Origin of the sequence: Streptomyces sp. NPDC101152 (assembly GCF_044768275.1) — a bacterium.
Classification (GTDB): Bacteria; Actinomycetota; Actinomycetes; order Streptomycetales; family Streptomycetaceae; genus Streptomyces.
Genome location: NZ_JBIWPO010000001.1, coordinates 1 through 26,935 on the forward strand (window position 1 = coordinate 1; position 26,935 = coordinate 26,935).

At 71.5% G+C, this 26,935-nt stretch carries 27 protein-coding genes; 15 read left to right on the top strand and 12 right to left on the bottom strand.

Annotated features, from left to right (window positions below; all coding sequences use genetic code 11):
* Nucleotides 1-93, bottom strand: a 93-nt coding sequence (locus tag ACIRVK_RS00005) for a biotin carboxylase N-terminal domain-containing protein (RefSeq protein WP_280842533.1), incomplete at its 3' end; no start/stop codon positions are given.
* Between the two features lie 366 nt (nucleotides 94-459).
* Here ACIRVK_RS00005 and ACIRVK_RS00010 point away from each other — a divergent pair.
* Nucleotides 460-969: a hypothetical protein gene (locus ACIRVK_RS00010; protein ID WP_404242246.1), complete on the top strand. Its 510-nt coding sequence runs from the start codon at nucleotides 460-462 to the stop codon at nucleotides 967-969.
* Here the strand turns inward: ACIRVK_RS00010 and ACIRVK_RS00015 are convergent.
* The 4 genes from ACIRVK_RS00015 to ACIRVK_RS00030 form a co-directional block, all read right to left on the bottom strand.
* Nucleotides 941-1,555 carry a nucleoside triphosphate pyrophosphatase gene (locus tag ACIRVK_RS00015; RefSeq protein WP_404242248.1) on the bottom strand — a complete coding sequence of 205 codons (615 nt, stop codon included), beginning with the start codon at nucleotides 1,553-1,555 and terminating at the stop codon, nucleotides 941-943. The two genes, ACIRVK_RS00010 and ACIRVK_RS00015, sit on opposite strands and share 29 nt — an antisense overlap.
* A 31-nt stretch (nucleotides 1,556-1,586) precedes the next feature.
* A complete protein-coding gene (gene mmpB, locus ACIRVK_RS00020) occupies nucleotides 1,587-1,715 on the bottom strand; it encodes a morphogenic membrane protein MmpB (RefSeq protein ID WP_404242249.1) in 129 nt (42 codons plus the stop codon).
* A 108-nt stretch (nucleotides 1,716-1,823) separates the two neighbouring features.
* Nucleotides 1,824-2,033 (bottom strand): acyl-CoA carboxylase subunit epsilon, encoded by a 210-nt coding sequence (locus tag ACIRVK_RS00025; protein WP_404242251.1) that lies wholly within the window; start codon nucleotides 2,031-2,033, stop codon nucleotides 1,824-1,826.
* A 9-nt stretch (nucleotides 2,034-2,042) separates the two neighbouring features.
* Nucleotides 2,043-3,635 carry an acyl-CoA carboxylase subunit beta gene (locus ACIRVK_RS00030; RefSeq protein WP_404242253.1) on the bottom strand — a complete coding sequence of 531 codons (1,593 nt, stop codon included), beginning with the start codon at nucleotides 3,633-3,635 and terminating at the stop codon, nucleotides 2,043-2,045.
* 112 nt (nucleotides 3,636-3,747) lie between these two features.
* On the opposite strand from ACIRVK_RS00030, the gene ACIRVK_RS00035 reads away from it, so the two are divergent.
* Nucleotides 3,748-4,608, top strand: coding sequence for a biotin--[acetyl-CoA-carboxylase] ligase (locus ACIRVK_RS00035; protein WP_404242255.1), 861 nt, complete (start codon nucleotides 3,748-3,750; stop codon nucleotides 4,606-4,608).
* Nucleotides 4,609-4,742: 134 nt separating this feature from the next.
* The gene (locus ACIRVK_RS00040) at nucleotides 4,743-5,867 is read left to right on the top strand and encodes an adenylate/guanylate cyclase domain-containing protein (protein ID WP_404242256.1); all 1,125 of its coding nucleotides are present in this window, start codon (nucleotides 4,743-4,745) and stop codon (nucleotides 5,865-5,867) included.
* 421 nt (nucleotides 5,868-6,288) lie between these two features.
* Here ACIRVK_RS00040 and ACIRVK_RS00045 read toward each other — a convergent pair whose 3' ends face one another.
* On the bottom strand, nucleotides 6,289-6,882 hold the full coding sequence (locus ACIRVK_RS00045) for a hypothetical protein (RefSeq protein ID WP_404242258.1): 594 nt from the start codon (nucleotides 6,880-6,882) through the stop codon (nucleotides 6,289-6,291).
* Between the two features lie 210 nt (nucleotides 6,883-7,092).
* Here ACIRVK_RS00045 and ACIRVK_RS00050 point away from each other — a divergent pair, with 210 nt between their 5' ends.
* The 3 genes from ACIRVK_RS00050 to hutH all read left to right on the top strand — a co-directional run bounded on the left by ACIRVK_RS00050 (nucleotide 7,093) and on the right by hutH (nucleotide 10,720).
* A complete protein-coding gene (locus ACIRVK_RS00050; protein ID WP_404242260.1) occupies nucleotides 7,093-7,893 on the top strand; it encodes an enoyl-CoA hydratase/isomerase family protein in 801 nt (266 codons plus the stop codon).
* Between the two features lie 75 nt (nucleotides 7,894-7,968).
* Nucleotides 7,969-9,117, top strand: a complete 1,149-nt coding sequence (locus ACIRVK_RS00055; RefSeq protein ID WP_404242262.1) for a diguanylate cyclase domain-containing protein — start codon at nucleotides 7,969-7,971, stop codon at nucleotides 9,115-9,117.
* Between the two features lie 64 nt (nucleotides 9,118-9,181).
* Nucleotides 9,182-10,720, top strand: a complete 1,539-nt coding sequence (hutH, locus tag ACIRVK_RS00060; protein ID WP_404243109.1) for a histidine ammonia-lyase — start codon at nucleotides 9,182-9,184, stop codon at nucleotides 10,718-10,720.
* Between the two features lie 39 nt (nucleotides 10,721-10,759).
* On the opposite strand, the gene ACIRVK_RS00065 is transcribed toward hutH, so the two are convergent.
* A complete protein-coding gene (locus ACIRVK_RS00065; RefSeq protein WP_404242264.1) occupies nucleotides 10,760-11,083 on the bottom strand; it encodes a hypothetical protein in 324 nt (107 codons plus the stop codon).
* Nucleotides 11,084-11,192: 109 nt separating this feature from the next.
* Between ACIRVK_RS00065 and ACIRVK_RS00070 the strand changes: the two genes are divergently transcribed.
* From ACIRVK_RS00070 to ACIRVK_RS00090, 5 genes are all read left to right on the top strand, one after another.
* Complete coding sequence (locus ACIRVK_RS00070) at nucleotides 11,193-11,537, top strand: hypothetical protein (protein ID WP_404242265.1); 345 nt, start codon at nucleotides 11,193-11,195, stop codon at nucleotides 11,535-11,537.
* 220 nt (nucleotides 11,538-11,757) lie between these two features.
* The gene (locus ACIRVK_RS00075; protein WP_404242267.1) at nucleotides 11,758-13,026 is read left to right on the top strand and encodes an Ig-like domain-containing protein; all 1,269 of its coding nucleotides are present in this window, start codon (nucleotides 11,758-11,760) and stop codon (nucleotides 13,024-13,026) included.
* Nucleotides 13,027-13,172: 146 nt separating this feature from the next.
* On the top strand, nucleotides 13,173-14,630 hold the full coding sequence (locus ACIRVK_RS00080) for an ABC transporter permease (RefSeq protein WP_404242269.1): 1,458 nt from the start codon (nucleotides 13,173-13,175) through the stop codon (nucleotides 14,628-14,630).
* Between the two features lie 56 nt (nucleotides 14,631-14,686).
* A complete protein-coding gene (locus ACIRVK_RS00085; RefSeq protein ID WP_404242271.1) occupies nucleotides 14,687-15,370 on the top strand; it encodes an ABC transporter ATP-binding protein in 684 nt (227 codons plus the stop codon).
* Between the two features lie 208 nt (nucleotides 15,371-15,578).
* Nucleotides 15,579-18,875 carry a S8 family peptidase gene (locus tag ACIRVK_RS00090; protein WP_404242273.1) on the top strand — a complete coding sequence of 1,099 codons (3,297 nt, stop codon included), beginning with the start codon at nucleotides 15,579-15,581 and terminating at the stop codon, nucleotides 18,873-18,875.
* 69 nt (nucleotides 18,876-18,944) lie between these two features.
* On the opposite strand, the gene ACIRVK_RS00095 is transcribed toward ACIRVK_RS00090, so the two are convergent.
* A complete protein-coding gene (locus tag ACIRVK_RS00095) occupies nucleotides 18,945-19,862 on the bottom strand; it encodes a helix-turn-helix domain-containing protein (protein ID WP_404242275.1) in 918 nt (305 codons plus the stop codon).
* 178 nt (nucleotides 19,863-20,040) lie between these two features.
* Between ACIRVK_RS00095 and ACIRVK_RS00100 the strand changes: the two genes are divergently transcribed.
* Nucleotides 20,041-21,081 (top strand): NAD(P)-dependent alcohol dehydrogenase, encoded by a 1,041-nt coding sequence (locus ACIRVK_RS00100; RefSeq protein WP_404242276.1) that lies wholly within the window; start codon nucleotides 20,041-20,043, stop codon nucleotides 21,079-21,081.
* A gap of 83 nt (nucleotides 21,082-21,164) precedes the next feature.
* Nucleotides 21,165-21,548, top strand: a complete 384-nt coding sequence (locus ACIRVK_RS00105; RefSeq protein WP_404242278.1) for a VOC family protein — start codon at nucleotides 21,165-21,167, stop codon at nucleotides 21,546-21,548.
* Here the strand turns inward: ACIRVK_RS00105 and ACIRVK_RS00110 are convergent.
* Genes ACIRVK_RS00110 through ACIRVK_RS00120 form a run of 3 tightly spaced genes read right to left on the bottom strand, consistent with a single transcriptional unit; the run spans nucleotide 21,530 to nucleotide 23,155 of the window.
* Entirely contained in the window at nucleotides 21,530-21,850 is a 321-nt protein-coding gene (locus ACIRVK_RS00110; RefSeq protein ID WP_404242280.1) for a hypothetical protein, read from the bottom strand. The two genes, ACIRVK_RS00105 and ACIRVK_RS00110, sit on opposite strands and share 19 nt — an antisense overlap.
* 18 nt (nucleotides 21,851-21,868) lie before the next feature.
* Nucleotides 21,869-22,279 carry a hypothetical protein gene (locus ACIRVK_RS00115; RefSeq protein ID WP_404242282.1) on the bottom strand — a complete coding sequence of 137 codons (411 nt, stop codon included), beginning with the start codon at nucleotides 22,277-22,279 and terminating at the stop codon, nucleotides 21,869-21,871.
* A 51-nt stretch (nucleotides 22,280-22,330) separates the two neighbouring features.
* Nucleotides 22,331-23,155, bottom strand: a complete 825-nt coding sequence (locus tag ACIRVK_RS00120) for a helix-turn-helix transcriptional regulator (protein WP_404242284.1) — start codon at nucleotides 23,153-23,155, stop codon at nucleotides 22,331-22,333.
* A 112-nt stretch (nucleotides 23,156-23,267) separates the two neighbouring features.
* On the opposite strand from ACIRVK_RS00120, the gene ACIRVK_RS00125 reads away from it, so the two are divergent.
* The gene (locus tag ACIRVK_RS00125) at nucleotides 23,268-23,984 is read left to right on the top strand and encodes an SDR family oxidoreductase (protein ID WP_404242286.1); all 717 of its coding nucleotides are present in this window, start codon (nucleotides 23,268-23,270) and stop codon (nucleotides 23,982-23,984) included.
* 18 nt (nucleotides 23,985-24,002) lie between these two features.
* On the opposite strand, the gene ACIRVK_RS00130 is transcribed toward ACIRVK_RS00125, so the two are convergent.
* Nucleotides 24,003-25,139, bottom strand: coding sequence for a serine hydrolase domain-containing protein (locus ACIRVK_RS00130; protein ID WP_404242288.1), 1,137 nt, complete (start codon nucleotides 25,137-25,139; stop codon nucleotides 24,003-24,005).
* A 191-nt stretch (nucleotides 25,140-25,330) separates the two neighbouring features.
* Here ACIRVK_RS00130 and ACIRVK_RS00135 point away from each other — a divergent pair, with 191 nt between their 5' ends.
* The gene (locus tag ACIRVK_RS00135; RefSeq protein WP_404242290.1) at nucleotides 25,331-26,845 is read left to right on the top strand and encodes a lysyl oxidase family protein; all 1,515 of its coding nucleotides are present in this window, start codon (nucleotides 25,331-25,333) and stop codon (nucleotides 26,843-26,845) included.
* Nucleotides 26,846-26,935 lie beyond the last annotated feature (90 nt).

The window sequence follows — 26,935 nt, forward strand, 5'->3', positions numbered from 1 at the left end:
GTAGACGGCCACGCTCGCGATGCCGGCGTCCCGACAGGCACGGGCCACGCGGACAGCGATTTCGCCACGGTTGGCGATGAGCACCTTGCGCACGATTGAGGCTCCCTCCTTGAAACAAGCCGAGTTTAGGGACTGCCGACGAGACACTTCGACCCATCCCCTGTGGTGAGCTTGCCCACACGGAGCGTGATACGAGGCTCGCCCGACCCGCGAAATCCCTTGTCGCACCTAGGTACGCAGGACTCCTCCCGGAAACCCTAGCTCTCCCATGTGGTCAAGGTCTCTGTGAGAGCGTGCTGCGGGCCACTCGGTTTCTTTGTGGAGATCCTACGAATGGCCCAATGATTCTTTGCGGTCCGTAGAACCCTTGTCCCAGGGTTTACCCGTTAGTAGCGTTCGCGATGGAGTGAAAACGTACTTGGGGTAACCAGATCTTGGCTCGAGAGTGGGTGGGGACCGGTGGTGCGCAGGCCGGTGGCGTGGGTCGTGGCGGTCGTCCTCTTCGTGGAGGCACTCGGAGTCGCCGCGCTGAACTGGTTCCTCGGAATCGTCGTCGACCGGCAGGACATGTCCCTGGCCGGCCTCGACCCGAACACGATGTCGATCTCCTCGAAGATCGGCGGCATCGTCTTCGGCCTCTACTACGCCCTGTGCGGACTGGTCGCGCTCCTCGTGGCCGTCCGCAACCGCCCGCCGGCCGGCCTCGGCCGCGTCCTGCTGGTCAGCGCGGCCGTCGTGCACGGGCTGCTGGCGGCCCTGGTGTGGGGTCTGGTGGGCTGGGTCGCGTTCGTGTTCATGCTGGTCGTCCTGGCGCTCATCGTGCTGCTGCTGATGACCTACGACGCTCCCGCCGAGCCGGCCGACGCGGTGCCGCCGAGGGGCGCCGGACCCGACGGCGAGGGCCCGTCCGGCGAGGGCGGCGCGGACTCGCCGCCCGTGGCTACTCCGCCGGCGCCCACAACTCCGTGATGCGGATGCCCAGCCGGGTCAGGAGTCTGCGCAGCAGGGGGAGGCTGAGGCCGATCACGTTGCCGTGGTCGCCCTCGATGCCGTCGATGAACGGCGCGCTGCGGCCGTCCAGGGTGAAGGCCCCGGCGACGTAGAGGGGTTCGCCGGTGGCGACGTACGCGGCGATCTCCTCGTCGGTGGGGTCGCCGAAGTGGACGAGGGTGGAGGCCGTTCCCGACACGTGCCGCCTGGCGGTGGTGTCCCAGACGCAGTGACCGGTCTGGAGCGTCCCGGTCCGCCCGCGCATCGCCTTCCAGCGGGCCGTGGCCTCCTCGGCGTCCCCCGGCTTGCCGAGGGCCTGGCCGTCCAGCTCCAGCACGGAGTCGCAACCGATCACCAGGGCGCCGCTCACCTCCGGCCGGGCGGCGACGACGGAGGCCTTCGCCTCGGCGAGGGCGAGCGCCAGCTCGGCGGGGGTGGGGGCGGTGACGGCGTCCTCGTCCACGCCGCTCACGACGACCTCGGGGTCCAGGCCGGCCTGGCGGAGCAGGTTGAGTCGGGCGGGGGACTGGGAGGCCAGGATGAGGCGGCGCGGCTGATCGGTCATGCGGCCAGGGTATCGGCGGGCGTGTCGGCGTTCACCGCAGGCCGATCACGATCATCGCCAGGACCATGGCCAGCGCCATGAGAACGCCGAGCCGCCGCAACATGTCCTGCGTTTCGCGCAGTTCGTCGGGGGGTTCGTTCTCGGGGTCGGACCACAGCATGCCACCAGCCTGCGCTGGGCTTCGGCAGGGCGCCTGAGTACGGGTACTCAAATGGCGCCCTGAGCTGTACTCTTGTGCGCGGTTCCCCGCGCCCCTGAGTTGCTTCGATCACCCCGGCCAGTAAGTGCGCGTCCATGCCGTGGGCCCCGGCTGGGGCAGGCGGTGGGATGCGATGCGGGACGGGTCGGACCAGGTGTCCCTGGCCGTGGGCGGGCCCGGCGGTGTCGCTGCAGCCGCTGCGGCGCGGGCCCTGACCACTGTCAGGGCCGCTGCCAGTTCCTCCGGGGTGGGGTTGCCCCGGACTACCTTGATGGTCACAGCGTCTCCTTAGAGGGGGATGTTGCCGTGCTTCTTGGGGGGCAGGGACTCGCGCTTGGTGCGGAGCTGGCGCAGGCCGCGGACGACGTGGCGGCGGGTGTCGGAGGGCAGGATCACCGAGTCGACGTAGCCGCGTTCGGCTGCGACGTAGGGGTTGAGGAGGGCGTCCTCGTACTCCTGGATCAGGCGGGCGCGCACCGCGTCGACGTCGCCGTTCGCCTCGGCCTCGGCGATGGTGCGGCGGTGCAGGATGTTGACGGCGCCCTGGGCGCCCATGACGGCGATCTGGGCGGTCGGCCAGGCGAGGTTGAGGTCGGCACCGAGGTGCTTGGAGCCCATGACGTCGTAGGCGCCGCCGAAGGCCTTGCGGGTGATCACGGTGATCAGGGGGACGGTGGCCTCGGCGTAGGCGTAGATCAGCTTGGCGCCGCGGCGGATGATGCCGTCGTGCTCCTGGTCGACGCCGGGCAGGAAGCCGGGGACGTCGACGAAGGTCAGCACCGGGATGTTGAAGGCGTCGCAGGTGCGCACGAAGCGGGCCGCCTTCTCGCTGGCCTTGATGTCGAGGCAGCCGGCGAACTGCATGGGCTGGTTGGCGACGATGCCGACGGGGTGGCCCTCGACGCGGCCGTAGCCGGTGAGGATGTTCGGCGCGTACAGCGGCTGGGTCTCGAAGAACTCGGCGTCGTCCAGGACGTGTTCGATCACCGTGTGCATGTCGTACGGCTGGTTCGCGCTGTCCGGCACGAGGGTGTCCAGCTCGAGGTCCTCGGCGGTGACCGTGAGGTCCGCCTCCTCGGGGTAGACCGGCGCCTCGGAGAGGTTGTTCGAGGGGAGGTAGGACAGCAGCTGCTTGATGTATTCGACGGCGTCCTTCTCGTCGCCCGCCATGTGGTGGGCCACGCCGGAGACCGAGTTGTGGGTGCGGGCGCCGCCCAGCTCCTCGAAGCCGACGTCCTCGCCGGTGACCGTCTTGATGACGTCCGGACCGGTGATGAACATGTGCGAGGTCTGGTCGACCATCACCGTGAAGTCGGTGATCGCCGGGGAGTAGACCGCGCCGCCCGCGCAGGGGCCGACGACCAGGCTGATCTGCGGGATGACGCCGCTCGCGTGGGTGTTGCGGCGGAAGATCTCGCCGTACGCGCCCAGGGACGCCACACCCTCCTGGATGCGGGCGCCGCCGGAGTCGTTGATGCCGATGACCGGGCAGCCGGTCTTCAGCGCGAAGTCCATGACCTTGACGATCTTCTGGCCGTAGACCTCGCCGAGCGCTCCGCCGAAGACGGTGAAATCCTGGGAGAACACGGCGACGGGACGGCCGTCGACCGTGCCGTAGCCGGTGACGACCCCGTCCCCGTAGGGGCGGTTGGCCTCCAGGCCGAAGTTGGTGGAGCGGTGCCGGGCGAACTCGTCCAGCTCGACGAAGGACCCCTCGTCGAGGAGCAGTTCGATGCGCTCACGGGCCGTCAACTTGCCCTTGGCGTGCTGCTTCTCGACGGCACGTGCGGAGCCGGCGTGCGTCGCCTCGTCGATACGACGCTTCAGGTCCGCGAGCTTGCCCGCGGTGGTGTGGATGTCGGTCTCTTCCGGCTCGGACATCGGGATCGCGGCTCCCTGCCTGCTCAAAAGGGGGGGACGGTTACTCATCCGTAGAGTAGTGGTGGCCCTACGAAAGAGCAGTGCGGCGTTTCACACACCTAGGGTGGCTTGCATGACGCCGGAAGATGCATCAGACGACAGCCGCTGGTCCGATCTGGAGCGGCCGCCCCTCAACGCCAACGCGCTGCGCCGCGGGCTGCTGCACGAGGGCGGGCTGTGGCGGGAGCTGGAGGTGGTGCGCGCCACCGGCTCCACCAACTCCGACCTGGTCGCCCTGGCGGCGGCCGGTAAGGCGGGCGAGGGCTCGGTCCTGGTCGCCGAGGAGCAGACCGCGGGCCGGGGGCGTCTCGACCGCCAGTGGACGGCGCCGGCCCGCTCGGGCCTCTTCTTCTCCGTGCTGCTGCGCCCCGTCGAGGTCCCGGTGGCCCGGTGGGGGTGGCTCCCGCTGCTCACCGGGGTCGCGGTGGCGACCGGGCTGGCGCGGGCGGCGGGCGTGGACACGGCACTCAAGTGGCCCAACGACCTGCTGGTCTCCATCGGCGGCGAAGAACGCAAGGCCGGCGGGATCCTGGCAGAGCGGGCCGGGGACGACGCGGTGGTGATCGGCGTCGGCATCAACGTCACCCTGAGGGCCGGCGAGCTCCCGGTCCCCGCCGCCGGGTCGCTGGCGCTGGCCGGGGCGGTGAGCACGGACCGGGACCCCCTGCTGAGGGCGGTGCTTCGGGCGCTGGAGGAGTGGTACGGGCGCTGGCGGGAGGCCGGCGGCGACCCCGCGGTGAGCGGCCTGCAGGAGACGTACGCGGCCGGTTGCGCGACGCTCGGGCGGACCGTGCGGGCCGAGTTGCCCGGGGACCGGTCGATCACCGGTGAGGCGGTGGCCGTCGACGGCGACGGAAGGCTGGTGATCGCGACGGCGGCGGGGGTGCAGGAGCCGGTGGGAGCGGGGGACATCGTGCACGTGCGGCCGGTGTGAGGAAGGGCGGAGGACGGCCACCGCACCTGAAGGGGTGACGTACCGTCGGCTCCACGGGAGTGAGCCACGGCACACCTGCCGTAGAGTGAAGGCCGGTCGATACCTGACCGCGGCAGATCGGAAGGGCAGCAGGCGTGACCGTCGACGACACGGGCTCCGGTTCGGACGCGGACGGCCGGGTGGACCCCCACGCCGCCGATCCCGGCGAGGACCCGCTCGCCCTGCGTCTCGAACACCTGATCCTCGGTGCCGACCGGCGCTACACCCCCTTTCAGGCGGCACGTAGCGCGGGCGTCTCCGTGGAGCTGGCGACCCGCTTCTGGCGGGCCATGGGCTTCGCCGACATCGGCCAGGCCAAGGCCCTGACGGAGGCGGACGTCCTCGCGCTGCGCCGGTTGTCCGGTCTGGTCGAGGCGGGCCTGCTGAGCGAGGCGATGGCCGTGCAGGTGGCCCGCTCCACCGGGCAGACCACGGCCCGGCTGGCCGAGTGGCAGATCGACTCCTTCCTGGAGGGCCTGACGGAGCCCCCGGAGCCTGGGATGACCCGCACCGAGGTCACCTACCCGATCGTCGAGCTGCTCCTGCCCGAGCTGGAGGAGTTCCTGGTCTACGTCTGGCGCCGCCAGCTCGCAGCCTCCGCCGGGCGGGTCGTCCAGGCCGCCGACGACGAGGAGATGGTCGATCGGCGCCTCGCCGTCGGGTTCGCGGACCTGGTGGGCTTCACGCGGCTGACCCGCCGGATGGAGGAGGAGGAACTCGGCGAGCTGGTCGAGGCCTTCGAGACGACCGCCGCGGACCTGGTGGCCGCGCACGGCGGACGGCTGGTCAAGACGCTGGGTGACGAGGTCCTGTACTCCGCCGACGACGCCGGGGTGGCCGCCGAGATCGCCCTGCGCCTCATCGAGACCATGGCGAACGACGAGACGATGCCGGAGCTGCGGGTGGGCATCGCGTTCGGCACGGTGACGACCCGTATGGGTGACGTGTTCGGTACGACGGTGAACCTCGCCTCCCGGCTGACCTCGATAGCTCCCCGCGACGCCGTCCTGGTCGACTCGGCCTTCGCGGAGGAACTGATCCGCACCGGCGAGGCCCCCGCGTCCGAGGCGGAGGCCGCCGAGGCCGCCGCGACGGCGGAGAAGGAGGGCGAGGAGCCCCCCACCTACCGCTTCGCCCTCCAGCCGATGTGGCAGCGCCCGGTGCGAGGCCTCGGCGTGGTCGAACCGTGGCTGCTCACGCGTAGGGGCGGGGTGTCCTAGCCCTAGGGCCTGTTGCGAAAGTGGCGCCTGCCGCGCGACGCCCGGCACGTTCCCCCAAAGGGGGTACCCCCACTCGCCGCACCGCCCGAAAGCCCGAGTACGCCCGGTCCATCGACGGCGTCTTCCGGCCGGCACGCCGAGACCACGCTCCCCCACGCTCGAACCACTCGCGCGGGGGCCCCCACGACGCCGCGCGGCCGCCCGCCGGGCGACGACGCCACTTTCGCAACAGGCCCTAGCCGACGGCGCCTGGCGGGCGTCAGCTGCGCCCCGCCGCGCGTCGGCCGTGGCCGCCTGCCACACCTACGCACAGACCGGCCTGCACGCCCAGGCGGGTGCGGCGCGCGGTCGCGGGCGTGCTGCGGCGGGAGCGGGTGGGCTGCGGGCGGGAATTGGCAGAGGCGTCCGTGTCCGCCGCCCGTCAGCCGTGGCCGACTGATCCGGTCACGCACAGGCCGATGATCGGTACGCAGAGGCCGGGCGGGGCGGGTTGTGGGGTCGTCGGCGGGGGTGTGGTGTGGTCCGGCGCCGGGGTCGGTCGGGGGGCCGGTGGAGGCGTCGCGGCGGGTGCGGTCGGGACCGGGGTGTCGGGGAGCGTGGTGGTGCCGGGGGGTGCGGTGGGGGTCGCGGACGGTGGTTGCGAGGAGGGGCCTGCCGTCGTCCGGGGGACGGAGGCCGGGCTTGCCGTGAGGGTCGCGCCGGCGCCGCCCATGGGGGAGGTCGCCGACGGGCCCGTGTCGGGGACCGCCGCGACGGTGGCGGCGGTGTTCGTCGCTGCCTCGCCGGTGCCGCCCGGATCCAGCCTCGGTTCCGCCTCCGCGGTGCCGCCTCCGCCGACACCGGTGTCGGGGCTGAGCCGTACGAGGCTCAACGCTCCGGCCGCCAGAGCCAGCCCTCCGACGGCGAACAGCACCTTCCGGGGCCGTGGCCTGCGGTGACGCCCGCGGATGCGGGGGCCGAAGAGCAGGGGCCGGGCCGCGGCCGACTCCACGTCTTCCTCCAGGTGTGCCCTCATGGTGTCCTCCCCGATGCGCTCGCACCCCCGGTGCGCCGTGGCGGACGCACGTTATGCGCTGCTGTGGGGGGTGGGAGCCGAGTTGGGCGGGATGTCACTCGAACGGGTTGTCGGGGTGAGGGGCTGGAACCAGGGGTCGGTCTTTGCGCGGAGGGGGTTCGCTGCGATGATCGGGGAGAGGAAGTTAACCCGCGTTAACCGGAGGGTGTCATGAGTGAGGAGCGGTTCGGGGAGTTCGTGCTGGTGCGGCGGCACGGCGAGGGGCGTGTCGCGGAACTGGCCCTGGACCGGCCCAAGGCCATGAACGCCGTGTCGACGGAGATGGCCCGTTCCGTCACCGGGGCCTGCGCCGCCCTCGGCGCCGACCGGGACGTCCGGGTCGTGGTGCTGACGTCCACCCATGAGCGGGCCTTCTGCGTCGGGGCCGATCTCAAGGAGCGGAACTCCTTCAGCGACGCCGACCTGGTCCGCCAGCGCCCCGTCACGCGCGGCGCCTACACCGCCGTACTGGAGCTGCCGGTGCCCACCGTCGCCGCCGTGCACGGCTTCGCGCTGGGCGGCGGGTTCGAGCTGGCGCTGTCCTGCGACCTGATCGTGGCCGACAGTACGGCGGTAGTGGGCCTGCCGGAGGTCTCCGTCGGCGTCATCCCGGGCGGCGGCGGCACGCAGCTGCTGCCGCGCCGGGTCGGCGCCGCGCGGGCCGCCGAGCTGATCTTCACGGCACGCCGGGTGGAGGCGGCCGAGGCGAGGGAGCTCGGGCTCGTGGACGAGCTGGTGGAGGAGGGCCGGGACACCGAGGAGGCGCTCGCCCTCGCCGCCCGTGTCGCCGCGAACTCGCCCGTCGGCCTGCGTGCCGCCAAGCGCGCCCTGCGGCTCGGGCACGGCCTCGACCTGCGGGCCGGCCTCGAGGTCGAGGACGCGGCCTGGCGGTCCGTGGCCTTCTCGGGGGACCGGGCGGAAGGGGTCGCGGCCTTCAACGAGAAGCGGAAGCCGCAGTGGCCCGGCGAGTGAGGCCCTGGGGAACGCCGGTCACTCCACCGCCGTAGTAATCGAACGAATCACCCCAAACCTCCCTAACCTGGAGTGATGGGTGAGGACAACCGGCTCGCGGCCGTCGTCGCGCTGGCGCAGGGCATGGCGGCGGCGCACGGCTCGCACGAGGCGTGGCGGGCGGCGGCCGTCGGCGCGTGCCGCGCGCTGGGCGGGAGTTTCGCCGCGCTCTCGGTGTGGGAGCGGGAGCTCGGACGGTTGCGGGTCCTCGTCAACGTGGGGGAGCGGGCCGCCGGGGAGGAGGAGTTCCCCGAGGACGAGTCGTACCCCGTCCACCAGTTTCCGGAGATCGCCGAGTTCCTGCACGAACGGTGGGCGGGGGGTGGGGAGCCCCATGCCTGGGTGGAGACGGCGGAGGGTCCGGCCGCCGGGCGCCGGCCCGGGTATGTGCACCAGCGTGTGGCCGCGCTGCGCCGCAGGGGGCGCGGCTGCTGTGTCGTCGCGCCTGTCGTGCTGAACGGGCGGGCGTGGGGCGAGCTGTATGTCGCGCGGCGGCTGGGCGCGCCGGTCTTCGAGCGGGCCGACGCCGACTTCGCGACCGTCCTCGCCGCCGTCCTCGCCGCCGGGATCGCGCAGGCGGAGCGGCTGGAGGAGGCGAGACGGCTCGCGTACACCGACGCGCTCACCGGGCTCGCCAACCGCCGGGCCGCCGACATGCGGCTGGACGAGGCCATCGAGCGGCACCGCGCGGACGGCACGGTCGTCAGCCTCGTCGTCTGCGACCTCAACGGGCTCAAGCGGGTCAACGACACCCGTGGCCACGCCGTCGGCGACCGGCTCCTCGAACGCTTCGGCTCGGTGCTCTCCCTGTGCGGCGCGATGCTGCCGGGGGCGCTCGCGGCCCGGCTGGGCGGGGACGAGTTCTGTCTGCTGGCGGTCGGGCCGTCCGCCGACGAGGTGGTCAAGGCGGCGGACGAACTGTGCCGCCGCGCCACCGAGTTGGAGCTGGGGGAGGGGGTGGCCTGCGGAGTCGCCTCCACGCAGGACCCGATCGGGCCGGTCGGCTCGGCCCGGCGGCTGTTCCGGCTCGCCGATGCGGCCCAGTACCGGGCCAAGGCCGAGCGGGCGTCGAAACCGGTGGTGGCCGGCCGGGAGGGCCCCGACGACCCCGTCGTGCGGTTGGCGGACGCGGAGCCGGCCGAGGGCGCCGTGGAGCGCCGCCGTTTCCGGGGGCGGCGCGTGTAAGGGGCGTAGCGCACCCCCACTAGTGACATCTTCGTCTTCACTGCGTACGCTCCTGAATATGGATATGCACACTGTGGTGGTGGGGACGTCCGGGGTGACCGCGTCCGACGTTCTCGCCGTGGCGCGCGGCGGCGCCCGGGTCGGGCTTTCCGGAGAGGCGGTCGCGGCCCTCGCCGCCGCCCGCGGGATCGTGGACGCGCTGGCGGCCAAGCCCGAGCCCGTCTACGGCGTCAGCACCGGCTTCGGCGCCCTCGCGACCCGGCACATCAGCCAGGAACTCCGGGCCCAGCTGCAGCGCAACATCGTCCGCTCGCACGCCGCCGGACTGGGCCCGCGGGTCGAGCGGGAGGTCGTACGGGCCCTGATGTTCCTGCGCCTGAAGACCGTCTGCTCGGGACACACGGGCGTGCGGCCGGAGGTCGCGCAGACCATGGCGGACGTCCTGAACGCCGGGATCACCCCGGTCGTCCACGAGTACGGCTCCCTCGGCTGCTCCGGCGACCTCGCGCCCCTGTCGCACTGCGCGCTCACGCTCATGGGCGAGGGCGACGCCGAGGGCCCGGACGGGACCGTGCGGCCCGCCGGTGAGCTGCTCGCCGAGCACGGGATCGCGCCCGTGGAGCTCCGCGAGAAGGAGGGGCTCGCCCTGCTCAACGGCACCGACGGCATGCTCGGCATGCTGCTCATGGCCCTCGCCGACCTCGACACCCTCTACAAGTCCGCCGACGTCACGGCCGCCCTGAGCCTCGAGGCGCTGCTCGGCACCGACAAGGTGCTCGCGCCCGAACTGCACGCCATCCGCCCGCACCCGGGGCAGGGCGCCTCCGCCGCCAACATGCTCGCCGTGCTGAAGGGCTCCGAGCTCACCGGGCACCACCAGGACGACGCCCCGCGTGTCCAGGACGCCTACTCGGTGCGCTGCGCCCCCCAGGTCGCCGGCGCCGGCCGCGACACCATCGCACACGCCCGCCTGGTCGCCGAGCGCGAGCTGGCCTCGGCCGTGGACAACCCGGTGGTGCTGCCGGACGGACGGGTCGAGTCCAACGGCAACTTCCACGGCGCCCCGGTCGCGTACGTCCTCGACTTCCTCGCCATCGCCGCCGCCGACCTGGCGTCCATCGCCGAGCGGCGCACCGACCGGCTGCTCGACAAGAACCGCAGCCACGGGCTGCCGCCCTTCCTCGCGGACGACGCCGGTGTCGACTCGGGACTCATGATCGCCCAGTACACGCAGGCCGCGCTGGTCGGCGAGATGAAGCGGCTGGCCGTACCGGCGTCGGCGGACTCCATCCCGTCCTCCGCCATGCAGGAGGACCACGTCTCCATGGGCTGGTCCGCCGCCCGCAAGCTGCGCACCGCCGTCGACAACCTCGCGCGCGTGGTCGCCATCGAGCTGTACGCGGCCACCCGTGCCATCGAGCTGCGGGAGGGGCTGGCTCCGGCGCCGGCCTCCCAGGCCGCCATCGAGGCCGTACGGGCCGCGGGCGTCCAGGGCCCCGGCCCTGACCGGTTCCTGGCGCCCGACCTGGCCGCCGCCGACGCGTTCGTGCGGGCCGGGAAGCTGGTCGACGCGGTGGAGACGGTCACCGGGCCGCTGCAGTAGCCGTAGGGCAGGGAGGGGGGCCGGGGTGCCGGCCCCTTCTCAGAACCCGAGGCGTTCGCGGCGCACCGAGTAGACGACGAAACCGGCACCGAGCGTGAGGAAGAGCGTGCCGCCGAGGACGTACGGGGTCGTGTCGACGCTTCCGGTGTCGGCGAGCTGCGTCTCGTCGCGCACGGCCGCGGAGCTGTCCGAGATATGCGAGGCCTGCGCCGACACGGCCCTGGCCTGCGTCGTCGTGCTCGTCGAGGGCTGCGTTCTCGCCGGAGTGTCCGGTGTCGCGTTGGCGGACGGGACGAACCACAGGGCGCCCAGCAGGGTGCCCGCGGCGGTGGCGGTCAGCAACGTTCGGCGAGCGGATGACACGGAATATCTAACTCCTTGTGGCGCTGGCGAATTGGCCGTGTGGGGCGATGTTAGTGAAAGGCGCGGGTCACGGGAAAGTCACGGGAGGCACGGGCCGTACGCTCCCGCCATGAGTACCGGAGAGACCTCACGATTTGTCCGCCTTCGGGTGGAACTCGTCCTCGAGCTGGACGACACCGACGCCGTGACCAAGGCGGCTCTGCGGCGGATCGCCGACGAACCGGAGCTGCCGGACGACGAGCGGGCGCACGCCGAGGGTGCTGTGACCGAAGACACGGCGGAGGCGCTGGCCTATCTCGTCGACCCGTTCGACCTGGTGAGCGAGGTGCCCGGGGTCGAGCTCGCGCAGGCCTCCTGGTCCTGCGAGCCCGTCGAGTACGACCCCGATTCGCCGGACTGGGACCTGGACGAGGACGATGTCCGGGAAGATGACGAGGAGGACGGCGTCGGCTGAGCGGCCCAGGGAAAGTGGCCCCGGGTGGCAACCGCTGTCCGGGGTTTCGTCGTCTCAGGTGACACACCGGCCGCCGGTGGCACCCTCCGCCGCGGCGGACGTGGTGTGCCCCACACGTCAGAGACATGTGGAACGGGCGATACCGGTCGTAGCGTTGAAGGTCGTTGACGGCTGACGCCGGTCGGCGGGGACTCTCGGGGTTTTTGGGGATACGGCAACGATGGAGAAGCGTGTGATGACGAACAGTAGGCGGCGCAGGGGCCTGACGGTCGCGTCCGCACTGCTCGGTGGTGTTCTGGTGCTTTCGGCGTGTTCCGGCGGCGGTGGCGGCAAGGCCTCCGGCAGCGGGAACAGCGGCACCTCGCAGGCGAAGGCCGACGAGGCGGCGGCGAAGAAGGCGTCCGAGGCCGACATCAGGATCACGCCCAAGGACGGCACCGACAACGCCTCCATCAACAACTCCGCGGCCGTCACGGTCAGCAAGGGCACGCTCACCAGTGTGTCGATGACGACCGAGAGCGGCACCCCCGTCGCCGGCACGCTCTCCGCCGACAAGACGAGCTGGAAGCCCAACGGCCAGCTGGACCGTTCGACCAAGTACAAGGTCTCCGCGGCCGCCAAGGACTCGGCCGGCCGGGTCGCGCACGAGAACGCCTCCTTCACCACCGTCTCCCCGGCCAACAGCTTCATAGGCACCTTCACGCCGGACAACGGGACCACCGTCGGCGTGGGCATGCCGGTGTCGATCAACTTCGACAAGGCGATCACCAACAAGGCCGCGGTCCAGAAGGGCATCACCGTCTCCTCCAGCAGCGGCCAGGAGGTCGTCGGGCACTGGTTCGGCGCGAACCGCCTGGACTTCCGCCCCGAGCAGTACTGGAAGGAGAACTCCACCGTCACGCTGAAGCTCAACCTCGACGGTGTCCAGGGGGCGAGCGGCGTCTACGGCGTGCAGCAGAAGACGGTCACCTTCCACATCGGCCGCAACCAGATCTCCTACGTCGACGCGAAGACCAAGCAGATGAAGGTCACGCAGGACGGCAAGGTCATCAAGACCATCCCGATCTCGGCCGGTTCACCGCAGCACACCACGTACAACGGCATCATGGTGATGTCCGAGAAGTACCAGCAGACCCGGATGAACGGCACGACGGTCGGCTTCACCGACAACGACGGCAAGGCCGAGTACGACATCAAGGACGTGCCGCACGCCATCCGCCTCACCAACTCCGGCACCTTCCTGCACGGCAACTACTGGGGCGCGAAGTCCATCTTCGGCAACGTCAACACCAGCCACGGCTGTGTGGGCCTGTCCGACACCAAGGGCGCCAAGGACACCAGCACGCCGGGCTACTGGATGTACACCCACTCGATCGTCGGTGACGTCGTGGTCATCTCCAACACCGGTGACAAGGTGGTCCAGCCGGACAACGGCCTCAACGGCTGGAACCTCAGCTGGGCGCAGTGGAAGGCCGGTTCGGCCGTCTGACACACGCTCCGCCCCCTGCCTCCCGATGCCGCCCCGAGGGGCGGCATCGGTGCGTCCGGGGACTTTCCCCCGCCCGCCAACCGCTTCTCATGCAGCTCTTATTGGGGGCTTATCCAGCCATCACGCGCCGTCCCTAGCTTGCGGCCATGTTCTTCACCTACCTGAGGCGCGAGCTGCGCCGCCGCAGAAAAGCGGCCCTCGTCGTCGCCTCCGGCCTCGCGCTGGGCATCGCGCTGGTCATCGTGGTCACCTCCGTGTCGTCCGGCATGAACAGGGCCCAGGACAAGGTCCTCCAGTCGCTGTACGGCCTGGGTACGGACATGACGGTCACCAAGGCGGCGACACCGGCGGCGAGCGGCTCGCAGCAGCCGCGCTTCCAGTTCGACGCACGGGGCAACGACGACAGGACCACCCAGAGCAGCGACCGGATCCGGGTGCAGGGCTTCACCACCCTCGCCTCCTCCACGGTCACCCAGGTCGCGGGCCAGAAGGGCGTGTCGGCGGCCGTCGGCGGACTCAGCCTCAACGTGGTGAAGATCAGCGGCCAGTTCACCCGCGGCCAGTTCCAGCAGAACGGCGGCAGCGGCGGCGGGTTCCAGCGCGGCGAGGGCAACGGGCAGCCGCAGGGCCAGGTCCAGGGCGGCGGCGCCAACTTCGACGTCAACGCGTACACCGTCTACGGCACCGACGTCACCAGGACCGGGCTCGGCCCGCTGACCTCCTCGAAGATCACCAGCGGCCGCGGTTTCAGGACCACGGAGTCCAGCGCCAAGGTGCTGGTGGCCGACTCGGCGTATGCCAAGGAGAAGAAGTACAAGGTCGGTTCGACCGTCACCATCAAGGGCGTCAAGTTCACCGTCATCGGTATCGCCACGGCCGACAGCGGCGACTCCGCGGCCAACCTCTACATGCCGCTGACGGAGGCCCAGACGCTGGCGGGCGAGAAGGGCAAGGTCACCACGATCTACGTCAAGGCGACCGGCTCCCAGCAGATCTCCGCCGTCAAGTCGACGATCCAGAAGAACGTCTCCGGTACGACGGTCACCACCTCCGCCGACCTCGCGTCCACGGTGTCCGGCTCGCTGTCCACCGCGTCCAGCCTCGCCACCAACGTCGGCAAGTGGCTGTCCGTCGCCGTGCTGGTGGCCGCCTTCCTCGTCGCCGGTCTGCTCACCTCCTCCGCCGTCTCCCGCCGGGTCCGTGAGTTCGGCACGCTGAAGGCGCTGGGCTGGAAGTCGGGCCGGGTGACCCGGCAGGTCGTCGGTGAGGCCGTGGTGAACGGGCTGCTCGGCGGGGCGCTGGGAATCGCCCTCGGGCTGGCGGGCGCGTACGTCGTGACGGCCATCAGCCCCACCCTGCAGGCCCAGTTGGGCGGCTCGGGCGGTGGTGGCGGGTTCGGCGGCGGCGGGTTCGGCGGTGGGGGCTTCGGTCCGGGGCGCGCGGCGGCCAGGACCCTGGACGTAGCCCTGACGGCTCCGGTGAGCGTGACGACCGTGGCCCTCGCGGTGGCGCTGGCGGTGGCGGGCGGCCTGATCGCGGGCGCGTTCGGCGGCTGGCGGGCGTCGCGGCTGCGGCCGGCGGACGCTCTGCGGCGCGTCGAGTGACGGTCGTTCCCGGCCGCCGAGTTCCACCACCCCGACCCCACCCAGGAGCCAGCGACATGTACGAACTCAGAAGCGTCACCAAGCGCTACACCCGGGGCAAGGAAGCCATCCACGCCCTCGACGCCGTGGACCTCACCATCGGCGACGGCGACCGCCTCGTCATCCAGGGCCCCACCGGCGGCGGCAAGTCCACCCTGCTGCAGATGCTCGGCGCCCTGGACCGGCCCACCGAGGGCGAAGTCGTCCTGGACGGCACCGACCTGGCGAAGCTCTCCGAGGCCCGGCTGACCAGGGTCCGCAGCGAGAACATCGGCTTCGTCTTCCAGAGCTTCAACCTGATCCCGACGCTCACCGCCCAGGAGAACGTCGAAACCGCTCTCGTCCCCCTCGGCGTGAAGGTGAGGGACCGCCGCGAGCGGGCCGCTGAGGCGCTCAACTCGGTAGGTCTCGGGGAGCGGTTGGGGCACCTGCCGTCCGAGATGTCCGGCGGTCAGCAGCAACGCGTCGCGATCGCCCGCGCGCTCGTCAAGCAGCCGAAGGTGCTGCTCGCCGACGAACCCACCGGAAACCTCGACGAGTCGATGCGCGACGAGATCATGGACGTGCTGGAGCGCATGTGGAAGGAGCTCGGGCTGACCTTCATCATGGTCACCCACGACTCCGCGATCGCGAAGAAGGCGCCGAGGCTCGCGACGATCCGCAAGGGGAGGCTCACCGTCAAGGAGAACGCGGGCGCGTGAGGCGGCGGAAGGTCAACTGCTCACCGCCCGGCGCGTAACGGTCCTCACATCGCGCTCTTACCCTCCTCTCAACTCTTGAGGTCGCTGATCATCCCCCGGCATACTGCGTGTCCCGGGGGATCCGCGCAGGTGTGCGGTCGTCCCCCCGGCCGGGTGAACGGGGAATTCGCCCGGTACCTCATCTCCAGGGGGAGACTTGCGCAGACAAGTGAAGAGAGCATGCGCGGCCACCGTCGCCACGGCGGCCGCCGTGGCCCTGGCGGCGGGCATGACCGGCCCGGCGCAGGCCAAGGCCGGGCCCACGAGCGCGGCCTCGAAGGCCTCACTCGCGTCCCAGCACCGCATCACCCTGATCACCGGCGACCGCGTGATCGTCGACGCGAAGGGCCGCGTCGTCGGCCTGGAGCGGGCGAAGGGACGCGAGCGCATACCCGTCCAGATCCGCAAGGCCGGCGGGCACACGCTCGTCATACCGGCGGACGCGGCCCGGCTGGTCGCCGGCGGAAGGCTCGACCAGCGGCTGTTCGACATCACCGAGCTCAACCGGGCCGCCACCCGTAAATCCCAGGCCAAGGGCCTCAAGGTCATCGTCGGGTACCAGGGCGCGGCGACGACCGCCAAGGCCGACGTGCGTGACGCGGGCACCCTGCGCCGGACTTTGAAGGCCCTGAACGCGGACGCCGTGCAGACCCCGCTCAAGGAGACGCCCGCCCTGTGGGACGCGGTGACCAACGGCGGCAGGACCGCGGCCGGCATCGCGCACGTCTGGCTCGACGGCACCCGCAAGGCCAGCCTCGACAAGTCCGTGCCGCAGATCGGCGCCCCGAAGGCGTGGGCGGCCGGCTACGACGGCAAGGGCGTCAAGATCGCCGTGCTGGACACCGGCGTCGACGCGGACCACCCGGACCTCAAGGGCCAGGTGCTCGAGTCCAAGAACTTCTCCACGGCCGCCGACGCGGGCGACCACTTCGGGCACGGCACGCACGTCGCGTCCATCGCGGCGGGCACCGGCGCCAAGTCCCACGGCAAGTACAAGGGCGTGGCGCCCGGCGCCAAGATCCTCAACGGCAAGGTCCTCGACGACACCGGCAACGGTGACGACTCCGGCATCATCGCCGGCATGGAGTGGGCGGCCGAGCAGGGCGCCGACGTCGTCAACCTGAGCCTGGGCGGGCAGGACACCCCCGGCATCGACCCGCTCGAGGCCGAGGTGAACAAGCTGTCCGAGCAGAAGGGCGTCCTCTTCGCGATCGCCGCCGGCAACGACGGCCCGGAGTCGATCGGTTCACCCGGCAGCGCCGAGGACGCGCTCACCGTCGGCGCGGTCGACGGCAACGACAAGCTGGCCGACTTCTCCTCCACCGGCCCCACCGTCGACGGCGCCATCAAGCCGGACGTCACCGCGCCCGGCGTGGACATCACCGCCGCCGCGGCCCCGGGCAGCGTCATCGACCAGGAGGTCGGCGAGAACCCGCCCGGCTACCTGACCATCTCCGGTACGTCGATGGCCACCCCGCATGTCGCGGGCGCGGCGGCGATCCTCAAGCAGGAGCACCCGGACTGGAGGTTCTCCGAGCTCAAGGGCGCCCTGACCGGCTCGGCGAAGGGCGGCACGTACACGCCGTTCCAGCAGGGTTCGGGCCGTGTCGCGGTCGACCAGGCCATCAAACAGACCGTGATCGCCGACCCGGTGTCGCTGAGCTTCGGTACCCAGCAGTGGCCGCACACCGACGACACGCCGGTCAACCGGCAGGTGACGTACCGCAACCTCGGCACGAAGGACGTCACGCTGTCCCTGTCCGCGACCGCGACGAACCCGAAGGGCCAGGCGGCTCCCGCGGGCTTCTTCAAGCTGGCCGCGACCAAGGTGACCGTCCCCGCGGGCGGCAAGGCCTCGGTCGACCTGACCGTCGACACCAGGCTGGGCGGCACGCTCGACGGCGCGTACTCGGCGTACGTGACGGCGACGGGCGGCGGCCAGACAATCCGTACGGCCGCTGCCGTGCAGCGCGAGGTCGAGTCGTACAACGTCACGGTCAAGCACCTCGACCGGGACGGCAAGCCGACCGGTGACTACAACACCGCGCTGCTCGGCTACTCGGGCCTGGCGAACGGCCGCGCCTACCAGGTGACCGTCTCCGACTCCGGTACGGCGACGATGCGGCTGCCCAAGGGCGACTACCTGCTGGACGGCTGGATCGCCAAGGACCTGGTGAACCTCCGGGGCGGTCTCGACTGGCTGGTCCAGCCGAAGCTGAGCGTCACCAAGGACACCTCGGTGACGCTCGACGCCCGCACCACCAAGGCGGCCGACATCACGGTGCCGGACGCGCAGGCCAAGCAGCAGCTGGGACTGGTCGGCTACTCCTACGACCCGGCCGGCATCGGCTTCAGCATCGGTCTGCAGTCCTTCGCCGACGTCCGCATGGCACCGCTGGGCGGCGAGGTCTCGGGCCTGCACCAGACCTGGAGCGGCCAGTGGACCAAGGGCGCGAACGCCGAGTACGACGTGGCCACCACCGCGAACGTCAAGAAGATCCAGGGCGACAAGGTCCGCCACTTCACGGCGGGCGAACTCGCCACGGTGCGCAACGACCTCGGCGCCGGCGCCGCCGGCAAGTCGGGCGCCCTGTTCCCGCTGGGCGAGTTCCCGGGCGACGTGGTCTTCGCGACCGGCGTCGAGCAGCAGCTGCCGGGTGCCCGGACGCTGTACCTGTCGACGTCCGACAGGATCCAGTGGTCCTGGGACTTCCAGCAGTACAAGGGCCATGACGCCGACGGCCTCCCGATCCCGGAGGCCTACTACACGCTGGGCGCGCCGCAGCTGTTCAAGGCCGGCCAGAAGTACGCGAAGACCTTCAACACGGCGGTCTTCGGCCCGCACCTGAACACCGACTTCGGTCTCTTCCGCGACGGCAACAGCGTCTACGGCTCCGTCCCGCTGTTCGCCGACGGCGCGGGCCACGCCGGCTCCTCGGACTTCACCGGCGTCACCACCACCCTCTACCGCAACGGCACCAAGGTCGGCTCCAACGACGACCCGCTGTTCGGCCTGAAGGAGTTCACGGTGCCGTCCGGCGACGCCGAGTACCGGCTGACCACGTCGGTCACGCGCAGCGTCCATGTCGCCGCGGCCTCCACCCGCGTCGACGCGAGCTGGACCTTCCGCTCCAGGAAGCCGGCCGCCGGCACGGCAGCCAAGCTGCCCGCGTCCATGGTCCGCTTCAACGCGCAGACCGGCCCGGACAACCGGGTCCCGGCGGGCAAGACGCTCACCATCCCGCTCACCGTCGAGGGCGCGGCCAAGGGCGCCAACCTCAAGACGCTGTACGTGTACGTGTCGTACGACTACGGGCAGACCTGGAAGCAGGTCAAGGTGGTCGGCGGCAAGATCACCGTGAAGAACCCGGCGAAGGGACAGGCCGTCTCGTTCCACGCCAAGATCACCGACAAGCAGGACAACAAGTCGACGATCTCGATCTACAACGCGTACTACGGCAAGTAGCGATCAGCGAAAGCCCCCGCCGTGGGCTCGGCCTCCGGCGGGGGCTTTCGTGGACGCGGGTACCGGCGCTCAGGCCGAGGGCGCCGAGCGGCCCGCTCCCGCCCGGGTGGCGTCCGCGCCCCAGCTGGCCAGCAGCCGCAGGGCCTCCGCCGACGGCGAACCGGGCTCCGCGTGGTACATGGTCAGCGCCTGCCCGTCGTCGTCGGCCAGGCGGAGCGACTCGAAGTCCAGGGTGAGATCGCCCACCAGCGGGTGCCGCAGCCGCTTGACGCCGTAGCTCTTCTCCCGGACGTCGTGCGTGGCCCACAGCCGCCGGAACTCCTCGCTCTTCACGGAGAGTTCGCCCACCAGCGAGGACAGGCGCGGGTCGTCCGGGTAGCAGCCCGCCTCCATGCGCAGGAAGCTGACGATGTCGCTCGCCTTCTGCTCCCACTCCACGAACAGCTCGCGGTACTCGGGGGACAGGAACACCAGCCGCGCCCAGTTGCGCTGCGGGGCCGACAGTTCGTCCCAGTCGCCGAAGACGGCCGCCGCCATCCGGTTCCAGGCGAGGATGTCCCCGCGCCGCCCCGAGACGTACGCCGGCACCCCGTCCAGGGAGTCCAGCAGCTGCCGCAGCGCCCCGCGCACCTGCTCGGTGCGGGCCGCCGGCTTCTTCTTGTGCGTCTTCGGCTTGGCGAGATGCGTGAGGTGGTTGTGCTCCGCGTCACTGAGCCGCAGCGCCCGCGCGATCGAGTCCAGCACCTCCGCCGACACGTTGCGCCCGTTGCCCTGCTCGAGGCGCGTGTAGTACGCGACCGAGACGCCCGCAAGCTGCGCCAGCTCCTCGCGCCTGAGGCCCGGCACCCGCCGGTGCCGCCCGAAGTCCGGCAGCCCCACGTCCTCCGGCTTCAGCCGGGCACGCCGGGTACGCAGGAACTCGCTGAGCTCGGCACGCCGGTCCAGGGCGCCACCGGCCCCCTGTACGGGCTCCAGCTGTTCGTCCATGCGTTCAAGTATTCACGGTCGTACGCCCACCAGCCTGACCCCGCCAGTGGTAGGCACGGCAGACGTACGCAGAAGCGTGGCCTGGGTGATTCGTGATCCGCGGGGCATGCTGGTCATCGCGCCCGGACGGAACGAACAGAAGGCAGCCGGGCGCGGACCCACGAGGAGAACCACCGGCATGACCACCGTCGCCGCATACGCCGCTCCCGCCGCCAAGGCTCCGCTGGAGCGGACCACCATCGAGCGCCGCGAGGTCGGCGAGTTCGACGTCCTGATCGACATCAAGTTCGCCGGTATCTGCCACTCGGACATCCACCAGGCCCGGGAGGGCTGGGGCGAGGCCATCTTCCCGATGGTCCCCGGCCACGAGATAGCGGGCGTCGTCTCCGAGGTCGGCGCGGGCGTGACCAAGTTCGCCGTCGGCGACCGCGTGGGCGTCGGCTGCCTGGTCGACTCCTGCCGCGAGTGCGACAACTGCAAGGCCGGCCTGGAGCAGTACTGCACCGGCGGCGGCGTGGGCACGTACAACGCCCTCGACAAGAACGGCGAGCCGACCTACGGCGGCTACTCCGAGAAGATCGTCGTCGACGAGAACTACGTCGTCCGCATCCCCGACGGCCTGTCCCTGGACGTGGCGGCCCCGCTGCTGTGCGCCGGCATCACCACGTACTCCCCTCTGCGCCACTGGAACGCGGGCCCCGGCAAGAAGGTCGCGATCCTCGGTATGGGCGGCCTCGGCCACATGGGCGTCAAGATCGCGCACGCGCTGGGCGCCGAGGTCACCGTGCTCTCGCAGTCCCTGCGCAAGAAGGAGGACGGCCTGAAGCTGGGTGCCGACCACTACTACGCGACCAGCGACGAGCAGACCTTCCAGGACCTGAAGGGCACCTTCGACCTGATCCTCTCCACGGTCTCGGCCCCGCTGAACCTGGACGCCTATCTGTCCCTCCTGCGGACCGACGGCGCGTTCGTGAACGTCGGCGCCCCCGAGGAGCCCGTCAGGCTCAACCTGTTCTCGGTGATCGGCGGCCGCAAGACCCTGGCCGGCTCCGGCATCGGCGGCATCCGCGAGACCCAGGAGATGCTGGACTTCTGCGCGGAGCACGGCTTCGGCGCGGAGATCGAGCTGATCGGCGCCGACCAGATCAACGAGGCGTACGAGCGGGTGCTCTCCAGTGACGTCCGCTACCGCTTCGTGATCGACACGTCGACGATCTGACCCACGTGCTGCCGAGGGGCCCGGCCGACAGCGCCGGGCCCCTCGGCATGGCGCAGTACGTTGGAGAGGAGGAGGCCACCACGATGACCGTGCAGCTGAACCACACCATCGTCGCCGCGCACGACAAGCAGACCTCGGCCCGGTTCCTCGCCGACATCCTGGGCCTGGAGGTGAGCCCGCAGTACGGCCCCTTCCTCCCGGTCGCCATCCCCAACGGCGTGACCCTCGACTACATGGACACCTCCGGCGAGATCACCCCGCAGCACTACGCGTTCCTGGTGTCCGAGGACGACTTCGACACGATCCTCGCCCGCGTCCGGGCCGCCGGCCTGACCCACTGGGCAGGCCCGGGCCACCGCCGCCCCGGCGAGATCAACCGCAACGACGGCGGCCGGGGCACCTACTTCGACGACCCCGACGGCCACAGCCTGGAGATCCTCACCAGGCCCTACGGCAGCGGGAGTTGACCGGTCGGCAGGATGAACCCGCCGGCCCGGTGGGACCGTACGAGGACACCTCCCGCCGTCGGCCGTACGGCGTGCGCGCGCCCGAGTCCCGAGACCCGGGCGCCGCCGTCCGCGGTGACCTCGACCATGGTGTTCTCGTCCAGCGCGAGGCCGTACGGCAGCCGGTGCCGGGTGACGGCGGAGATCAGCCGGGGGAGCGTGCCCCACTGGGCGGCGTGGGCGTCCACCGCGAAGGGCACGAGCCCCAGACCCGGCCGCACCTCGATCTCGTCCAGGTCCTCACCCGTGTCCTCGTGGCACACCGCGATCCCGTCCTCGAGTCAGCCGCCGACGACGGCGTGCGCGGCGGCGATCGCGGCACCCGCGGAGAATCCGGCGTACGGGATGCCCGACTCCGCCAGCAGTGTAGGCAGTTGACCGAGACAGTCGGCGAACGCCTCCTGGTACGCGGGCGTCAGCCCACCGCACACCAGCAGCCCGTCCAGCCCCTCGACCACACCGGCGTCGAACCGCCCACCGAGCGGGACGAGCAGCGGTACGGGGCGACAGTCGGCGACCTCACGCAGCACCGCGTCGTACCGGCCGAACTGCTCCTTGCCGTCCCCCTCGTCGAGCACCACACACCCCACGCGCGGCGAGGCCTTCGCGGCGGCCCGCAGAAACGGCCCGTACAGGGCATGCGCGGCCCCCGGATCCCACCCGCCGCCGATCAGAAACGTACGACCACCCATGCGCGCAGACGTTACGGAGGAGGGTCTGCGGGTGCCAGGGCTTTTCCCAACCTACGGCCGGGCTGCTGCCGCGGCCCTGGCGAGTTCGCGCAGCGCCCGCGCCGACGGGGAGCCCGGGTCCGCGGTGATCAGGACGACCTCCTGGTCGTCCTCGGGGACGAGGAGGACGTCGCAGTTCAGGCGCAGGGGGCCGACGGCCGGGTGGTCGAGGGTCTTGGTGCGGTGACCGGGGGCGTGCACCGGGCGGCTCTCCCAGAGCCGGCGGAACTCCTCGCTGCCGGCGTGCAGCTGGGCCAACTGCTCAGCGAGCGCCGGGTCGTGCGGATACCGGTCCGCGGCGCGGCGCAGCCGTGCCACCACGATGTGCCCGAACTCCTCGGCGCTGGAACTCTCGTAGCGCCGGCCCTCACCGAGGAACCGCCGCCGGGCGAGATTCGTCGTCCCGCGCCCGAGATCACCGCCCAGCACCGCCTGCGCCAACGGGTTCCAGGCGACCAGCCCGTACGCGGCGTCGGTCACGATCGCCGCCGTCTCCGGCAACCGCTCCAGCATCCGCGCCACCTGCGGCCGCACCCGCCGTACGGGACCGGCGCCGGGCGGCGCGGCCGTGCCCGCGAGGCGGAAGAGGTGGTCGCGCTCGGCAGGGCTGAGCCGCAGCGCCCGCGCGAGCCCGTCCAGGATCCGCGCGGACGGCCTGGGCCCACGGGCCTGCTCCAGCCGTACGTAGTAGTCGACCGACATGTGGGCCAGCTCCGCCAGTTCCTCGCGCCGCAGCCCCGGCGTACGGCGCGGCACGTCGTCCGGCAGTCCCAGCTCCCCGGGCCGCAGCGCCGCCCGCCGCTCGCGAAGGAACCGCGCCAACTCCTGCCGCGCCATGCCACCGCCTCCTTTGGGCCCGCGTGCCTTCTCCGGGTGCCTGCCCTCGATTGTGCCGCCTGGTACAGGTCGTCCCTGGCAGGGCGGTCATGGGCAAAGGAGTGTGGGCGGCATGAACGATCGCGCAGCACTCGTGACGGGTGCCAACAAGGGAATCGGCCGCCACATCGCCGGTCAGCTGGCCGCGGAGGGCTTCACCGTGTACGTGGGCGCGCGGGACGCCGACCGCGGACGGCGTGCGGTGGCGGAGATCGGCGACCGCGCCCGGCTCCTGGTCCTCGACGTCACCGACCCCGACGGGATCGCCCGGGCCGCCGCCCAGGTCGACCACCTGGACGTCCTGGTCAACAACGCCGGCGTCAACCCGTCCCTCGCGCCGCCGACCGAGTCCGACGCCGAGGAGTTCCGGCGCGCGTACGAGACGAACGTCGTCGGCGTCCTGGAGGTCACCAACGCGTTCCTCCCGGCCCTGCGCCGCTCCCGGCACCCCCGCATCGTCAACATCTCCAGCGGCACGTCCTCACTGACATGGAGCACGAGTCCCAACCCGCAGTTCGCTCCGGGCCGCCCGGGCTCCGCCGCCTACCGCGCCGCCAAGACCGCCCTCAACGCCCTCACCCTCCTCTACGCCCAGTCCCTGGCCGACGAGGGCTTCAAGGTCAACGCCCTCGCGCCGGGCCTGCGGGCCACCGACCTGGTCCCGGGCGTGAGGGACAGGGGCGGTGACCCGGCGGAGGGCGCCGAGGGTGCCGTACGCCTGGCCCTCCTGCCCGACGACGGTCCGACGGGGAGGTTCTTCTCCTGGGACGGGACGGAGGTGCCGTGGTGAGCCGACGCGCCGGAGGCATCAGCCCCGTAGGCCCTTGAGGCCGTCGTAGGCGGACATGACGATCTCCAGGCCCCGGTTGTCGTCGGCCGGTTCGCGCATCTGGTTGGTCACGTACGCCACCACCATGCGCTCCTCCGGTTCGATCATGACCAGCGAGCCGCCCCAGCCGCCCCAGCCGCAGCCGTCGCCGAACAGCCCGTATCCGAGGCCGTAGCGCACCGGCATGCCCAGCCGGCGGTCCTCGCCGCTGAACTGCTCCTGCCGGCCGCGCTCGCACCCGCCCGGTGACATCACCCGCACTCCGCGCACCGCGCCGCCGCACGCCATCACGGACTGCGTGAGGGCGACCGAGCGGGCGTTGCCGAAGCCGCTCGCCGCGGGGATCTGCGCGCGCCGCCAGGCCACGCCGTTGCCGTCCCGGACGCGGATCGCGGCGCCTGACGCGGGGGCGGCGGCCTGCTCGCCGGGCGCACTGGCGGCGTAGTCCTCGTCCCGCCCCGGCGGCGGGACGGTGAGCGCCACGCGGTGATCGTGCTCGGCGCCCAGTCCCATGTGGAAGTCGGCGCCGAGCGGTCCGGCGACCTCGGCGGCGAAGAACTCGCCCACACTGCGGCCCGTGATCCGCCGGACGATCTCGCCCACCAGGAACCCCTGGGTGAGCGAGTGGTAACCGGCCGCGGTGCCCGGTTCCCACTGCGGGGCCAGGGCGGCGAGCCGTGCCGTGGCGGCCGGCCAGTCGTACAGCTCCTCGACCGGGCCGTCCCAGTCGGGCAGGCCAGCGGTGTGCGACAGCAGGTGCCGTACCAGCACGCCGTCCTTCCCGGCCGCGGCGAACTCCGGCCAGTACCGGGCCACCGGCGCGTCCGGGTCCAGTTCGCCGCGGTCGACGAGGACGAGCGCGCACAGTGCCGTCATCGTCTTGGTGACGGAGTAGACGTTGACGATCGTGTCCCGCTCCCACGGCACGGTCCGCTCAGCGTCCGCGAACCCGCCCCACACGTCGACGACGGGCTCGCCGTCCACGAACACGGCGACCGAGCCGCCCACGTCCCCCGCCTCCAGCAACGCGCCCAGCGCACCGGGCACCGCGGTGAACAGATCGTCGTACGAGCCCCGGATACCGGCCGTGCCGGTCGAGTCAGCCATGACCGGCATTAGCCCGCAGCCGCCGACCACCCGGCAACCGATTTACGGCCGGCCACAACAGGCGTGATCTCTGAGCGACTTCGGCCCGCGAGGCAACCTCGATCGTCTTCTCACCCTTTTCACAGATGGCACACACGCATCTCTTACGTGCCGGCCAGACGTGCACGACTCGTCCCGACCAGACGCAGAAAGAGCACCTGATGAACAGACACCACCCCACCGCCATACGGCGTTCGGCGGTCATCGCCGCCGCCGCTCTCGCCGTCGGCGCCGCCGGAACCGTCGCCGCGCCCGGCGCGGGAGCCGCGACCCCGGCGGGCACACCGAAGCTCCAGCTGATCACCGCCGCCCCCTCGGTGACGGTCGACCGCTACGAGGGCGAGCCGGGCGTCTACCTGGACCTCGGCACCTACGTCACGGTCGACGGGGGACCGCTCGAGCTGCGGGTGACGCGCAAGTCCTACAACGACCCCGTCGTCGCGACCCAGGTGATCCGCTCGGGCGGCCGGACGGTGACCAAGACCCTGCCGCAGGGCCTGGTGAAGGACTTCTCCGGCCTGACCGACTTCCTGAAGGTCAGCCTCAGCGACGCGTCGGGCGCGAAGGTGTCCGACACCACGCAGTCGTTCTGCCCGAACAACCGGGCGGGCCGGATCCGGCCGGACGCCCCCGCCACCTCGAAGTATCCGGGCGGCTGCTCCGACAACCCGTTCACGCTCGGCGGGGTGTGGGGCGTCGAGAAGGGCTGGGCGGCGGCCACGTCGCAGAGTTTCCGCGGCAACCCGGTCGACCTGAAGGCCGGCGTCTACACCGCGAAGGTGTCGGTGGTGAAGAAGTACCGCGATTTGTTCGGGATTCCGGACAAGACGCAGACCGTGAAGGTGACGGTCCGCCAGCAGTCCGGCGGGGGCCAGGGTCTGGCCGGGATCAAGCGCTCGCAGAAGAACGCGTCCAAGAGCCCGCAGCCGGCAGCGCACCGCCCGGTCGGCAGGGCGGCCGTCCCCGCCGACGTGCCCAAGCCGGACCTGCGCGCCCTCCCGGCGTACGGCATCGCGATCACCAACGGCGACGAGGGCGGAGCGGGCGCCGCCCCCGGCAAGGACTACCTCGCCTTCAGCGCCACCGTCTGGAACGCCGGCCCCTCCCCGCTGGTCGTGGACGGGTTCCGCAAGCCCGGCGCCGAGAAGATGGACGCCTACCAGTACTTCTACGACGCCCAGGGCAAGCAGGTCGGGTACACGCCCACCGGCACCATGGAGTGGGACCCACGGGAGGGCCACCAGCACTGGCACTTCAGCGACTTCGCCAGCTACCGGCTGCTCGGCGCGGACAAGAAGGAGATCGTCCGCAGCGGCAAGGAGGCGTTCTGCCTGGCCAACACCGACGCCATCGACTACACGGTGAAGAACGCCAACTGGCACCCCTACAACACCGACCTCTCCACCGCCTGCGGTGAGGAGACCGCCGTCTCCGTGCGCGAGGTGCTCGACGTCGGCAACGGCGACACCTACAGCCAGTACCGGCCCGGCCAGTCCTTCGACGTGTCCAGCCTGCCGAACGGCACCTACTACATCGAGGTCATCGCCAACCCCGACAACCGGCTCAAGGAGCAGAGCACGGCCAACAACGTCACGTACCGCAAGGTCGTCCTCGGCGGCACGCCGGGCGCCCGCACGGTGACCGTGCCGAAGTACGGCCTCGTCGACGCACCCTGACCGACCGGCGGGCGGCGGCGACCGCCTCCGCCCGCCCTCAGGCCATGGGGTCCTCGACAGCCGGGTCGGGCTCGACCCTCATCCACGGAA